The organism is Streptomyces sp. NPDC046821 (genome assembly GCF_040645335.1).
Classification (GTDB): domain Bacteria; phylum Actinomycetota; class Actinomycetes; order Streptomycetales; family Streptomycetaceae; genus Streptomyces.
The window spans coordinates 25699-38037 of record NZ_JBEYYB010000022.1 but is presented as its reverse complement, the minus strand read 5'-3'; the positions used below and the strand labels follow the sequence as shown (position 1 = coordinate 38037).

General features: G+C 71.6%; 13 protein-coding genes. 3 read left to right on the top strand and 10 right to left on the bottom strand.

Annotated features, from left to right (window positions below; genetic code table 11):
* Positions 1 to 773: 773 nt before the first annotated feature.
* From ABZ893_RS33545 to ABZ893_RS33515, 7 genes are all read right to left on the bottom strand, one after another.
* On the bottom strand, positions 774 to 1337 hold the full coding sequence (locus ABZ893_RS33545) for a hypothetical protein (RefSeq protein WP_361411628.1): 564 nt from the start codon (positions 1335 to 1337) through the stop codon (positions 774 to 776).
* Between the two features lie 149 nt (positions 1338 to 1486).
* Positions 1487 to 2155 (bottom strand): uracil-DNA glycosylase, encoded by a 669-nt coding sequence (locus ABZ893_RS33540; RefSeq protein ID WP_361411740.1) that lies wholly within the window; start codon positions 2153 to 2155, stop codon positions 1487 to 1489.
* Positions 2156 to 2275: 120 nt separating this feature from the next.
* The gene (locus tag ABZ893_RS33535; RefSeq protein WP_361411626.1) at positions 2276 to 3856 is read right to left on the bottom strand and encodes an ABC transporter substrate-binding protein; all 1581 of its coding nucleotides are present in this window, start codon (positions 3854 to 3856) and stop codon (positions 2276 to 2278) included.
* A 163-nt stretch (positions 3857 to 4019) separates the two neighbouring features.
* Positions 4020 to 4787: an SDR family oxidoreductase gene (locus ABZ893_RS33530; protein ID WP_361411624.1), complete on the bottom strand. Its 768-nt coding sequence runs from the start codon at positions 4785 to 4787 to the stop codon at positions 4020 to 4022.
* Between the two features lie 17 nt (positions 4788 to 4804).
* Positions 4805 to 5566, bottom strand: a complete 762-nt coding sequence (gene fabG / locus ABZ893_RS33525) for a 3-oxoacyl-ACP reductase FabG (RefSeq protein ID WP_361411622.1) — start codon at positions 5564 to 5566, stop codon at positions 4805 to 4807.
* 159 nt (positions 5567 to 5725) lie between these two features.
* A complete protein-coding gene (locus ABZ893_RS33520) occupies positions 5726 to 6109 on the bottom strand; it encodes a DUF3037 domain-containing protein (protein ID WP_361411620.1) in 384 nt (127 codons plus the stop codon).
* Positions 6106 to 6927 carry a HipA family kinase gene (locus tag ABZ893_RS33515; protein WP_361411618.1) on the bottom strand — a complete coding sequence of 274 codons (822 nt, stop codon included), beginning with the start codon at positions 6925 to 6927 and terminating at the stop codon, positions 6106 to 6108. The genes ABZ893_RS33520 and ABZ893_RS33515 overlap by 4 nt, the downstream gene beginning before the upstream one ends.
* 119 nt (positions 6928 to 7046) lie before the next feature.
* On the opposite strand from ABZ893_RS33515, the gene ABZ893_RS33510 reads away from it, so the two are divergent.
* Complete coding sequence (locus tag ABZ893_RS33510; protein WP_361411616.1) at positions 7047 to 7544, top strand: Rieske (2Fe-2S) protein; 498 nt, start codon at positions 7047 to 7049, stop codon at positions 7542 to 7544.
* A 64-nt stretch (positions 7545 to 7608) separates the two neighbouring features.
* Here ABZ893_RS33510 and ABZ893_RS33505 read toward each other — a convergent pair whose 3' ends face one another.
* Positions 7609 to 8253 carry a cysteine hydrolase gene (locus tag ABZ893_RS33505; RefSeq protein ID WP_361411614.1) on the bottom strand — a complete coding sequence of 215 codons (645 nt, stop codon included), beginning with the start codon at positions 8251 to 8253 and terminating at the stop codon, positions 7609 to 7611.
* 124 nt (positions 8254 to 8377) lie between these two features.
* Here ABZ893_RS33505 and ABZ893_RS33500 point away from each other — a divergent pair, with 124 nt between their 5' ends.
* Positions 8378 to 8845 (top strand): pyridoxamine 5'-phosphate oxidase family protein, encoded by a 468-nt coding sequence (locus tag ABZ893_RS33500; protein WP_361411613.1) that lies wholly within the window; start codon positions 8378 to 8380, stop codon positions 8843 to 8845.
* A 104-nt stretch (positions 8846 to 8949) separates the two neighbouring features.
* Here ABZ893_RS33500 and ABZ893_RS33495 read toward each other — a convergent pair whose 3' ends face one another.
* Entirely contained in the window at positions 8950 to 9867 is a 918-nt protein-coding gene (locus ABZ893_RS33495) for a LysR family transcriptional regulator (protein ID WP_361411611.1), read from the bottom strand.
* A 228-nt stretch (positions 9868 to 10095) separates the two neighbouring features.
* On the opposite strand from ABZ893_RS33495, the gene ABZ893_RS33490 reads away from it, so the two are divergent.
* Complete coding sequence (locus ABZ893_RS33490; RefSeq protein WP_361411738.1) at positions 10096 to 11004, top strand: DMT family transporter; 909 nt, start codon at positions 10096 to 10098, stop codon at positions 11002 to 11004.
* A 3-nt stretch (positions 11005 to 11007) separates the two neighbouring features.
* On the opposite strand, the gene ABZ893_RS33485 is transcribed toward ABZ893_RS33490, so the two are convergent.
* A complete protein-coding gene (locus tag ABZ893_RS33485; protein WP_361411609.1) occupies positions 11008 to 12339 on the bottom strand; it encodes an aminotransferase class I/II-fold pyridoxal phosphate-dependent enzyme in 1332 nt (443 codons plus the stop codon).

Below are 12339 nucleotides of genomic sequence, written 5' to 3'. Positions count from 1 at the left end.
TGCGGGGCATCATCCGCGGACGGGCCCGCGACGGCGCTCTCCAACCACCAGAGTGGGGTGGGTGCATGGATCGACGACCTCCGCAGCGCTCCTTCTCGCGGTGGCGGCCACGGCCGCCGCGGTGTCAGGGTGCGTGAGCGTACGGCAGCCCGAGCCGCCCGCTCTGTCCCCCAGTACCCCCGCCGTTCCGGTGCTCCCCAGCCCCGACGGCCGGGCGAAACCCAAGCTCGTGCAGGCGCCGGTGCGGGAGGTGCTGGACAGGATGGGCCAGAGCCCGTCACCCCGCTCGTCGCCACCGGCCGAGGCCCGCGAACCCGAGCAGGCGCGCCCACCGCACCAGCCACCGGCGCCCCCGCGCCACGAGGCACCGCGGCGGTCGGGCCCGGAACAGGAGCCCCGCCACGTGGCACCTCCACGGCTCCCCCCGGACATCCCGATCCCCGCGGCACCGGGCTCCGCGCGCGATGTGTGCGCCCTGGGCAACCAGTACGGCAAGTGGGACCCGAACAGTCCGCAGGCCCGGATCTGCCGAGAGGCGTATGGGAAATGAGGGGTCCGGGGCGCCGGTGACGGAGAAGCTCTGGAGGCCCGGGACATCTGACCTTGGGGGGCCCCACCCGGTAACCCAGAACCCGGCACCCCGGGGACCTGGGGGCCCTGAGGCCCGGGGCATCTAGCCCTGGAAGCTCGACCTGGGACCCCCGAACCCGACACCCCCGGCACCCCCGGCACCCCCGACACCAGTAACCCCTACCCCGAGGACCCGGCCCCCCTCAAGAACTCCGCCGAGGCGGCCCCAACGCCTCGCCCCCCGTGGACCCCCGCCTCGGCCCCGGCCCCCGCTCCCCGGAGGGCAGCGTCGGCATCCCCGCAACCCGTTGTTCCAGGCGGGTGATCGCCGCCCGCACACCGTCCCCGTAACCGTCGTCGCCGAGCGCCCCCACCACCGCGCGGGCCAGTGCCAGATGGGTGCGCGCCGCTTCGGGGCGGCTCAGTTTCACGTAGTCCGCCGCCAGGTTGAGATGCAGTGAGGGGTAGAGCGCGCGGACCGCGAGCGACTGCTCGTGCTGCGCGAGCCGGTCCTCGGTCAGACCCTCGGCGGCGGACAGGGCTCTCAGGTCCCAGGCCAGTTCGTCGTCCGGGTCGTCCTGGGTGTCCGCCATGTAGTGCGCGAGCGTGCACCGATGGAGAGGATCACCGTCCTCGCCGATTTCGGACCACAGGCCCAGGTAACGCTCCCTGGCCTCCTCGCGGTCGCCGGCGTGATGCAGCATGACCACCTGCCCGATCCGGCTCATCATGGCGTCCTCAGCCGCCTGTTCCCGCTGCCCAGTCACGGGTCCTCCATGCTCGTATGCCGATCGGTCCAGCCGATAACAATTCCGACGCTATAGGGAGTAACGGACAATTCTCGTCAGGCACGGGCTGCCGGGGTCTCCGGATCCCGGCGCGTCCAGGGACGCCGCCGGGCCCGGAAGGACGCTGGTCAGCCGAGGTTCGGAATGCGCCAGTCGATCGGCGTGTGGCCCTGTGCCGCGACGGCCTTGTCGATCTGCGTGAAGGGGTGCGAGCCGAAGAACTTCTTCGCGGAGAGCGGCGAGGGGTGCGCGCCCTTCACCACGATGTGACGCTCCTCGTCGATCAGGGGGAGCTTCTTCTGCGCGTAGTTCCCCCACAGGACGAAGACGGCCGGGTCGGGCCGGTCGGCCACCGCGCGGATGACCGCGTCCGTGAACTTCTCCCAGCCCTTGCCCTTGTGGGAGTTGGCCTCGCCGGCCCGGACCGTGAGCACCGCGTTGAGCAGGAGCACGCCCTGCTCGGCCCACGGCATCAGATAGCCGTTGTCCGGGATCGGGGTGCCGAGCTCGGCCTGCATCTCCTTGTAGATGTTCCGCAGCGACGGCGGCGTCTTGACGCCGGGCTGCACGGAGAAGCACAGGCCGTGCCCCTGCCCCTCCCCGTGGTACGGGTCCTGGCCGAGGACGAGCACCTTGACCTTGTCGTACGGAGTCGCGTCGAGCGCGGCGAAGACCTGCTCGCGCGGCGGGTAGACGGGACCCTTCGCGCGCTCCTCCTCGACGAAGTCGGTGAGCTCCTTGAAGTAGGGCTTCTGCAGCTCCTCGCCGAGGACGCCGCGCCAGGACTCGGGCAGCATCGCGGTGTCGGTCACGTCAACAACCTCCGGGGTACGGTCACTTCACGGCCGTGCGGGGCACGGCCGTTTCACACCCCAGAACCTACCGGCGCCCACTGACAACGGGCCCCGCTGCCCCGCCTACCAGCTGGTCTTGCGGTGCAGTTCCCACATCATCATGATCGTCGACGGGTCGAGGGCCCGCTCGCCGCCCGCGATGTCCTCGCTGGCCGCGATGTACTGCTTGCCCTGCCACAGCGGCAGCAGCCGGGCGTCGTCGACGAGGATCTGCTGGGCACGGGTGAACTGGCCGACGCCGGCGGCCCGGTCGCGCTCGCGGCGCGTCTGCGGCAGCAGCTTGTCGGTGATCTCGCGGGACGGGTACGGCGTACCGAGCGCGTTCTGTTCGCCGACGAAGGGGGCGATGAAGTTCTCGGCGTCCGGGAAGTCGGGGAACCAGCCGCGGCCGAAGACGGGGTACTCGCCCTTGCGGTATCCGGCCTCGAACGTCTTCCAGGGGCGTCCCTTGACCGTGACGCGGAACAGGCCCGAGGCGTCCAGCTGACGCTTCAGTTCCGCGAACTCGGCGCCGGTCGCGGAGCCGTAGCGGTCGGTGGTGTACCAGAGGGTGAGCGGCACGGGCGTGGTGATGCCGGCCCGGGCGAGGATGGCCTTCGCCTTGGCCGTGCTCGGGTCGCCGTAGTCGTCGAAGAAGCCGGTGGTGTGTCCGGTCAGGCCGCGCGGGACCATCGAGTAGAGCGGGTCGACGGTGTCCTGGTAGATCTTGTGGGCGATGGCGCCGCGGTCGACGACCTGGGCGACGGCCTTGCGGACGGCGGGCTTGGCGGCCCAGGGGTCCTTCGGGTTGAAGACCAGGTAGCTGATCTCCATGCCGGCGCCCTCGACGAGCTGGATGCCGTCGGTGACCTTCTTCCCCTGGAGCGTCACGACGTCGGAGGCGGCGAGACCACGGAAGGTCGCGTCGATCTTCTTGTCGCGCAGGGCGCCGACCATCGCGGCGGAGTCCTTGAAGTACCGGATGGTGACGGCGCTGTTCTTGCGGTCGGCGAAGCCCTTGTAGTGGGTGTTCTCGACGAGTTCCGCCTTTGCGCCGTCGCTGTAGGAGTCGAGCGCGTAGGGCCCGGAGCCGCTGATCTTGCCGTCGTCGCGGATCTTGTCCGTCGGGTACTCGGCGGGGTCGACGATGGACATCGCCGGGGTCGCGAGGACGAAGGGGAAGGTCGCGTCGGGCTTGTTCAGGTGGAAGGTGATGTCCCGGTCGCCCTGGACCTCGACGGACTTCAGGCTGCCGAGGAGTCCCTTCGGGCCGCCCTGGACGTCGATCCGGCTGATGCGGTCGATGGAGTACTTGACCGCCGTCGCGTCGAGCTTGTCGCCGTCCGAGAACGTCATGTCCGCACGCAGCGTGCAGTGGTAGACGCGGTTCGAGGTGTCGGTGAAGTCGCAGCTCTCGGCTGCGTCGGGGGCGGGCGCGGAGGCGCCGGAGGGGAAGCTGAGGAGGGTCTGGTAGACGTTCCGGAAGAGTTCCCAGGAGCCGTCCCAGGACGCGGCCGGGTCAAGGGTGCTGGGCGCGCTGGTGGTCCCCACGACGATCGGCTCCTCGGTGCCGGAGCTTGCCGAGGGCATCAGTCCGCATCCCGCGACGAGCGACAGGGAGGCTATCGCCGCCAGTTGACGTGGGCCCTTGATCCGGTTGAACACGCGCGCGCTCCTCGATCGGCCATGCCATGGATCGGCAGACCATACCGCAGTGCCCCGCCGGTCCGATGAGGAAGTCCGGCGGGGCACTTGATGCGTGCGTCCGTCAGGTGCGCGGGCAAATTCGCTGGGGCGAAATCGGTCCCGTACGACGGGTGTTGTCCGGTCAGGCGACGCCCGCGTTGAGGAAGAGCCCGCCGTCCACCACGAGGGTCTGACCGGTGATCCAGTCGGACTGGTTCGAGGTCAGGAAGGCGGCCGCGCCTCCGATGTCCGACGGCACGCCGAGCCGGGCGAGCGGGTAGGCGGCCGCGGCCTCCTCCTCGCGCCCTTCGTAGAGGGCCTGGGCGAACTTGGTCTTGACGACCGCCGGGGCGATCGCGTTGACCCGCACCTTGGGCGCGAACTCGTGCGCCAGCTGGATCGTCATGTTGATCATGGCGGCCTTGCTGATGCCGTACGCGCCGATGAAGGGCGACGGGGCGAGGCCGGCGACGGAGGCGATGTTGACGATCGCCCCGCCGTTCTCGCCCTGCCACGCCTTCCATGTCCGCTGGGCGAAGCCGAGCGCGGAGACGACGTTGGTCTCGAAGACCTTGCGGGCCACGTTCAGGTCGAGGTCGGCGATGGGGCCGAACACCGGGTTCGTACCGGCGTTGTTGACCAGGAAGTCGACGCGGCCGAAGGCCTCCATGGTGCGTTCGACGGCGGCGGCCTGGTGGGCCTCGTCGTGCGCCTTGCCGGCCACGTAGATCGCGCGGTCGGAGCCGAGCCTGTCGACGGCCTCCTTCAGGGCGTCCTCGCCGCGGCCGGTGATGACGACGCGGTCACCGCGGGCGACGAGCGCCTCGGCGATGCCGTAGCCGATGCCGCGGCTCGCGCCGGTGACGAGGGCGACCTTGCCGGAGAGCTCGGGGAGCTGGGTTGCGGTCATGTCCGTTGTCCCCGGCCTCAGTTGAGCGGTCCGCCGGCGACGTACAGGACCTGGCCGGAGACGTAGCCTGCCGCCTCTCCCGTGAAGAAGGCGATGGCGTTGGCGATGTCGTCGGGGACGCCCACGCGCGCGACGGGGATCTGGGTGGCGGCGGCGGCCTGGAACTCCTCGAAGCCCATGCCGACGCGGGCGGCGGTGGCGGCCGTCATCTCGGTGACGATGAAGCCGGGGGCGACGGCGTTGGCGGTGACGCCGAACTTGCCGAGCTCCTTGGCGAGGGTCTTGGTGAAGCCCTGGAGGCCGGCCTTGGCCGCCGAGTAGTTGACCTGGCCGCGGTTGCCGAGGGCCGAGGAGGAGGAGAGGTTGACGATGCGGCCGAACTTGGCGTCCACCATGTGCTTCTGGACGGCCTTCGCCATCAGGAACGCGCCGCGCAGGTGCACGTTCATGACGGTGTCCCAGTCGAGGGCGCTCATCTTGAAGAGCAGGTTGTCGCGGAGCACGCCCGCGTTGTTGACGAGGATCGTGGGCGCGCCGAGCTCCGCGGCGATACGGGCGACCGCGGCCTCGACCTGCGCCTCGTCGGCGACGTCGCAGCCGACGGCGATGGCCTTGCCGCCGGCTTCGGTGATCTTCGCGACGGTGTCCTTGCACGCGGCCTCGTCGAGGTCGATCACGGCGACGGCGCGGCCCTCGGCGGCCAGACGTACGGCGGTGGCGGCGCCGATGCCCCGTGCGGCACCGGTGACGATCGCGACGCGCTGCTCAGTGGTGGACATGCTCTTCGGTCTCCTCGCCGTAGAGTGCGGCCGCTCCGCTCCGGTGCGGGTGAGCGACCGCTTAGTACCCAGTGCGGGTGACGCTAGAAGCCCTGGCACCCGGTGTCAACGTACCCAGGCCGTGCCCCTGATCACTCGGTGCGGCGACGGGCTCCGCGGTCAGCGCACGAGCAGGTCGAGGAGGCGCTGCGCCTCGGCCGCCGGATCCGCCGTCAGACCGGTGTGGACGGGGCCCGGTTGCACGACCGTGGAGCGCGGCGCGATCAGCCAGCGGTAGCGGCGCCCCGCGTCGTCGTCGGCGGCCTGACCGGAGGCCGCGCCACCCTCGCAGTGCCGCTCGATCGCGCCGAGCAGGGCGCGCACGCCGGCCACGTCGGCCTCGGGGTCGAGCGCGAGGAGGCGCCGCTCGTCCAGGTGGGTGAGGGCGGCGACGAAGGACTTGGCGCGGCAGTAGACGACCACTCCGGCGTTGATCTGCTCGCCGCGCTCGATGCGGGGCACCACCCTCAGCAGGGCGTACTCGAAGACGTCGCGCTCGCTCATCGGTCGGTTCCCCCGGTCAGCCAGCCCGGCGCCGTCGGCCGGGTCCGGTCCGCGCCGCTCTCGGGCAGCGCGATGCGTTCGTGGATGGTGGCGGCGCGCGCGAGGAGCATCTCTACGTAGGCGCTGCGCACGGCGTCGGGGCCGTCGAACCCGGGCTCGTCCGCCAGCCACACGTCCGGCACGTCGGCGACGGTCTCGCCGAGCAGTTCCTCGGTGACGCGCGGCGCGAGTGCGGCGGCGGCTTCTGTGACGTCGGGGGCGAACCGGGCGAGGGCGTGGTCGGTCGCGTCGTACGGCTTGTCGGTCCAGGCGGCGGACTTGGCGCCGCGCCAGTTGTGGTGCCAGATCATGCTGGCGCCGTGGTCGATGAGCCACAGGTCGCCGTGCCAGACCAGCATGTTGGGGTTGCGCCAGGACCGGTCGACGTTGTTGATCAGGGCGTCGAACCAGACCACGCGGCCCGCTTCGGCGGGGTCCACCTCGTAGGCGAGCGGGTCGAAGCCGAGCGCGCCGGACAGGTACTCCATCCCGAGGTTCACGCCACCGCTCGACTTGAGCAGGGCCTGCACCTCCTGGTCGGGTTCACCGAGGCCGAGTACGGGGTCGAGGCCGATCGTCACGAGTCCGGGCACCCGGAATCCGAGCCGCCGCGCGAGCCCTCCGCAGATCACCTCCGCGACCAGCGTCTTACGGCCCTGACCCGCGCCGGTGAACTTCATGACGTACGGGGCGAGATCGTCGGCCTCGACCAGACCGGGGAGCGATCCGCCCTCCCTCAAAGGGGTGACATAGCGGGTCGCCGTGACTTCGGTGAGCATTGGCCCAGGTTAGGCGACGGGTGCGCACCGGGTGAAAGTCCACCCTGCGTTGAACGCTCCGGCAGTGCGGCCCGTACGAGACGTGGTCACCCCTCTCCGACCGAAGGGAAGCATCCGTCATGACCTCTTCGCAGCAGTCCGTCTCCGCCCCGGCCCGCCGCAGTGTCGTCGCGGCCGTGGGAGCCGTCGGCGTCGCCGCCGCGCTCACCGCGTGCGGGAGTTCCGGCGGCTCCTCGCCCTCGAAGGCCACGGGGAACGCGGGCAAGGCCGACGGCGGCGGCAGCGGAAGCGGCAGCGGAAGCAAGGCCGAGGGCGGCGGCGCTGCCGGCAAGGAGCTGGCCAAGACGGCCGACATCCCCGTGGGCGGAGGCAAGATCTTCGGCGACGCGGGTGTCGTCGTGACCCAGCCACAGAAGGGCGAGTTCAAGGCGTTCACGAACATCTGCACCCACCGCCAGTGCCCGGTCTCGGCGGTAGAGGGCGGCACCATCAACTGCCCGTGCCACGGCAGCAAGTTCTCGATCGAGGACGGCAGCCCGAAGCCGGGCTCACCGGCCACGACGCCGCTCGCCGCCAAGCAGATCAAGGTGACGGGCGACTCGGTCGAGCTGGCCTAGGCGCTCTCCCCGGGCCGCCGAAGTCGATATGGCCCAGGCACCCCGACGGCCCGGCGGGAACCCGTCACCCCTCGTCGCGCGACCGCTTCCAGCAGGTCAGGATGTCCTCCGTCGACGTCACCGTGGCGACCAGGGAGAGCGTGTTGCGGACCATCACGGGGGTGTAGTCGGCGGGCACCCCCGCGATGGCGTCCGCGGGCACCGCGACGTTGTAGCCGAGGTTCACCGCGTCGAAGACCGTGTTGGGAATGGCGACGTTCGACGAGACGCCGGTGACGATCAGCGTCCGGCAGCCGAGGTTGCGCAGCAGGGGGTCCACGTCGGTGCCCGCGATCGGCGAGAGACCGTGCAGCCGGCGCACGACGATGTCCTCGTCCGCGACCTCGACGGGTGGCGCGATCTCGACGGCCTCGGTGCCGGTGAGCTGCTGCACGGGCAGGCGCGCGGCGGCGCGGAACAGGCGTCCGTTGCTGTTGGCGCCCCGCCCGTCGGGCCGCCGCTCGGCCACCGCGTGCATGACCTGCACGCCGCTCTCGTGCGCGGCCGAGACGAGGCGCGCCACGTTGCCGAGCGCCCCGGACGAGCGGGCCTCCTGGGCGAGTTCGGGCAGGGCGCTGTCGGTACCGACGACGCCTCGCTGGCATTCGACGGTCAGCAGCACCGTGGTGGCGGGGTCGAGCAGTTCGGCGAGCTGTTCGTACGACGGCACGGTGTCTCCCTGTCGCAGGCATCCTCAGCGGCGAGAGATTAACCGCCATTGCGTCATGGAGGAAGACGCTCCATGCTTCTGATCTGACATACCGTCAGTAACTGGTCCGCAAAAGGGAGTTCCCATGACCGTCACACAGCGCCGGGGCCGCCGGATCATGATGACGCCGGCCGAGCTGGACGAGTTCCTGGGCTCCCAGCGCACGTGCCGCGTCGCCACGGTGTCGCCCGACGGCTCCCCGCACGTCAGCACCCTGTGGTTCGTCTGGGACGGCGCCTCGCTGTGGCTGTACTCGATCACGCGCAGTCGCCGCTGGGCCGATCTGCGCCAGAACCCGCGCATCGCCGTGGTGATCGACGACGGCGAGGAGTACGGGGAGCTGCGCGGCGCCGAGCTGTCCGGCACGGTCGAGTTCGTCGGCGAGAGCCCGCGCACCGGTGAGGCCGTGCCCGAACTGGACGCCCCGGAGCGGCTGTTCGCCCGTAAGAACTTCGGCCTCGACGAGATGGTGCACGACGGCCGGCACGCGTGGGCGCGGCTCACGCCGGACAAGGTCGCGTCGTGGGACTTCCGGAAGCTGGCGTCGCTCTAGGGATCGACTGGTTCGCCGGGGACGCCCCCTGACTCGCCGGTCGCCCCCTAGCTCGCGGGACACCCCCTAATTCGCCGGACACCCCCTAGCTCGCCGCACACCCCCTACCTCGCCGGTACGCCACCTAGGCTCTCCCCCGCCGCCCGGAGCGCCTTCACCGCCGCCCTGATGGACGGGCGGCGGTCCGCGTCGGCCCGCCACACGACGAACACCTGGCGGCGCACGCGCTGCCGCACGGGCACGGTCACCACGCCTTCCGGCACGGGATCGCGCCCGAGCAACGGAGCCACGCACACGCCGAGCCCGGCGGCGACGAGGGCGAGCTGGGTGTGGGTCTCGGCAGCGCGATGGCCGATGCGGGGCTCGACACCCTTGGCGCGCAGCGTGAAGAGCAGCCACTCGTGGCAGAACTCGCCCTCGCCCCAGGTGATCCACTCGTCCTCTGCAAAGTCCTCCAGGCCTACCTCCTGGCGCCCGGCGAGGGGGTGGTCCGCCGGCATCGCCACATCGGCGGGGTCGTCGAGGATCGCCGCCTTCACGAGGCCCTCGGGGAGCGGCATCGGCTTGTTGTACCAGTCGAGCACCACGGCGAGGTCGAGGTCCCCGCGGACGACCCCGGCGACGGCCAGTTCCGGTTCCAGTTCCTGCGAGCGCAGCCGTAGCCCCGGGTGCTCGGCGCGGAGCGTCGCGAGCGCGCGCGGGAAGAGGCCGCGGGCCGCCGTCGGGAAGGCCGAGATGCGCAGCTCCCCCGCCACCTGCCCGCGCTGCGCCTCCAGGTCGGACTGCGCGAGCTCGACCTGGGAGAGGATCCGCCCCGCGTGTTCGGCGAGCAGCCGCCCGGCGTCGGTGAGCCGCACACCGCGGCCGTTCTTGGCCAGGAGCCGCTGCCCGACCTCACGCTCCAGCTTGGCCATCTGCTGCGAGACGGCGGACGTCGTGACGTGCAGCCCGGCGGCCGCGCCACTGACGGAACCGTGCCGGGCGAGGGCGTCGAGGGTGCGCAGGCGCTCCAGGTTCAACATGTAAGCGATGCTAAGCCGTACCGGGCAATATTTCTGGCTTGTGCTAAGAGGTTGCGGGGCGGCACAGTTACGGACATGAGTTCCGTCGTCCCCTCGTCGTCCCGCACGACTTCGGCCCCCGCCGCCACCCCTGGCACCCCCGGTACCCCTGACCCCTCCGGTACCTCCGCATCTGCTTCCGCTTCCGCTTCCGCCTCCGCCTCCGCCACGGCCTCGGCCTCCGTCGACATGCCTGCGTCCCACCCGCCGCGCCGCGCCCTCGACTGGCGGCTCCGCTTCGGCGTCCTGTCGCTCATATGGGGCTTCAGCTTCCTCCTCATCAAGGTCGGCACGGAGGGCTACGCGCCGTTCCAGGTGACGCTCGGGCGGCTCGCCTTCGGCACGGTGGTGCTCGCCGTCGCGATGGCCGTGAAGCGTGAGCGGCTGCCGCGGGGCGCCCGGACGTGGGGGCACATCTTCGTGGCGGCGCTGCTGCTCAACTCGATGCCGTTCTCCCTGTTCGCCTTCTCCGAGCAGACGATTCCGTCGACGCTCGCCGGTATCTGCAACGCGACGTCCCCGTTGTGGGGCATGGCGCTGTCGCTGGTCGCGCTGTCCGAGGACCGGCCCACGCGGCGCCGCGTCGCGGGGCTCGGCATCGGCTTCCTGGGCGTGCTCACCGTTCTCGGGGTGTGGCAGGGCTTCCACGGCCTCGACCTCGCGGGCACCGCGATGGCCCTGCTGGCGTCGCTGTGCTACCCGGTCGGCTGGATCTACCTGCGCCGCACGCTGGCCGGCACCGGCCACTCGAACCTGTCGCTGTCCGGCGCGCAGCTGATGCTGGCCACGCTCCAACTGGCCGTCGTCACCCCGCTGTTCACCACTCTCCCGGCCCACCTGCCGGTCGTCCCGCTGCTCGCGATCGTCGCCCTGGGCGCCCTCGGCACCGGCCTCGCGTTCCTCATCCAGTACGGCCTGGTGGCGGAGATCGGCCCGACGACGGCGCAGATGGTCACGTACTTCATCCCGGTGATCGCTACGGCCGCGGGCGTCGCCCTGCTCGGCGAGTCCCTGAGCTGGTCGACGCCGATCGGCGCGGTGATCGTGCTGGCTGGCGCGGCGCTCACGCAGTCGAGGCCGCGCAGGGCTCGGGCGTAGGCCCTACCCGTATCGGCGGGCCGGCGCGGGCTCCGTCGCGGAGGCGACGGCGTCCGCCACCACGCCGATGTCGTCGGCGCCGAGCGTCGACACCGTGATCCGCACCCCGGGCGCCGCCTCCATCCGGAACCGCGCACCCGGCGCCACCGCCCAGCCGGCGTGCAGCAGCCGGGCGACCGCTCCCGTCTCGTCCGGGACGGGCACCCACACGTTCATGCCGCTCCGCCCGTGCGCGACAATCCCGCGCTCGGCGAGGGCCGCGATGAGTGCGTCACGCCGCTCTCCGTACGAGGCCGCGACGGCGCGCGTGTCCACGGCCCCCTCGGACCACAGGCGCGCGACGGCCCGCTGCAGGATGCGGCTCACCCAGCCGGGCCCGAGGCGCTGCCGCCCCTGCACCCGGTCGACCGTCACGGCGTCCCCGGTCATGACGGCGATCCGCAGATCGGGCCCGTAGGCCTTGGCGGCGGAGCGGACGAACGCCCAGTGCCGCGTCACCCCGGCCAGCGGATGCAACGGCAGGTCGACGATCCCGTGCCCGTGGTCGTCCTCGATGAGCAGTACGTCCTTGTGGGCCGCGAGGACGCGGCGCACCGCACGCGCACGTGGTTCGGTGACGGCGGCGCCGGTGGGGTTCTGGGCGCGGTCGGTGACCACCAGGGCCCGCGCCCCCGCGCCCAGCGCCCGCTCCACGTCCTCCGGGATCGGACCCTCGTCGTCCACCCCGACGGGCACGACGCGCAGCCCGAGCGCCGGGACCAGGTCGAGCAGGCTGCCCCAGCCCGGATCCTCGACGGCGACGGCGTCACCCGGCTTGAGGTGCGCGGCCAGTACCCGCTCGATGGCGTCGAGGGAACCGGAGGTCACGGCGAGCGGCCCCTCCGGTGCGCCGTCCTTGCCAAACGCCACGCGCGCGTGCCGCGCCAGTTCCGGGTCCAGGGCCTCGTCCCCGTAGAGGACGGGCTCCTTGTCGCCGCGTGCGGCAGCCCAGGCGAAGGCGTCGGCGAGCGGAGGCAGCAGAGCCGTGTCCGGATTGCCGTTCGAGACGTCACGGACCCCTGGCGGCACGTCGACGCGGATCTGCTTGCGGGCCGTCGTGGCGGGCTTGGCACGTACGCGGCTGCCGCGGCGCCCCCCGGTCTCGATCACCCCACGCTCGCGGAGCGTGCGGTACGCGGCCGCGACCGTATTGGGATTGACCCCCAGATGCTGCGCCAACTCCCGCATGGGCGGCAGCAGTTGACCGGGTTCCAGGTCACCGCTGCCCACCGCGCGTTCCACACTCGCGGCAATATCCGCTGCACGCCGACCCTCGATCGGATACTCTCCTAGCAC

What these genes read in the sequence shown, in the direction of transcription:
- ABZ893_RS33510 (WP_361411616.1), top strand. Translation starts at nt 7,047, where the DNA reads ATGACCTCTTCGCAGCAGTCCGTCTCCGCCCCGGCCCGCCGCAGTGTC.
- ABZ893_RS33490 (WP_361411738.1), top strand. Translation starts at nt 10,096, where the DNA reads ATGCCTGCGTCCCACCCGCCGCGCCGCGCCCTCGACTGGCGGCTCCGC.
- ABZ893_RS33515 (WP_361411618.1), bottom strand. Translation starts at nt 6,927, where the DNA reads ATGCTCACCGAAGTCACGGCGACCCGCTATGTCACCCCTTTGAGGGAG.
- fabG (WP_361411622.1), bottom strand. Translation starts at nt 5,566, where the DNA reads ATGTCCACCACTGAGCAGCGCGTCGCGATCGTCACCGGTGCCGCACGG.
- ABZ893_RS33495 (WP_361411611.1), bottom strand. Translation starts at nt 9,867, where the DNA reads ATGTTGAACCTGGAGCGCCTGCGCACCCTCGACGCCCTCGCCCGGCAC.
- ABZ893_RS33540 (WP_361411740.1), bottom strand. Translation starts at nt 2,155, where the DNA reads ATGCTGCCCGAGTCCTGGCGCGGCGTCCTCGGCGAGGAGCTGCAGAAG.
- ABZ893_RS33530 (WP_361411624.1), bottom strand. Translation starts at nt 4,787, where the DNA reads ATGACCGCAACCCAGCTCCCCGAGCTCTCCGGCAAGGTCGCCCTCGTC.
- ABZ893_RS33500 (WP_361411613.1), top strand. Translation starts at nt 8,378, where the DNA reads ATGACCGTCACACAGCGCCGGGGCCGCCGGATCATGATGACGCCGGCC.
- ABZ893_RS33520 (WP_361411620.1), bottom strand. Translation starts at nt 6,109, where the DNA reads ATGAGCGAGCGCGACGTCTTCGAGTACGCCCTGCTGAGGGTGGTGCCC.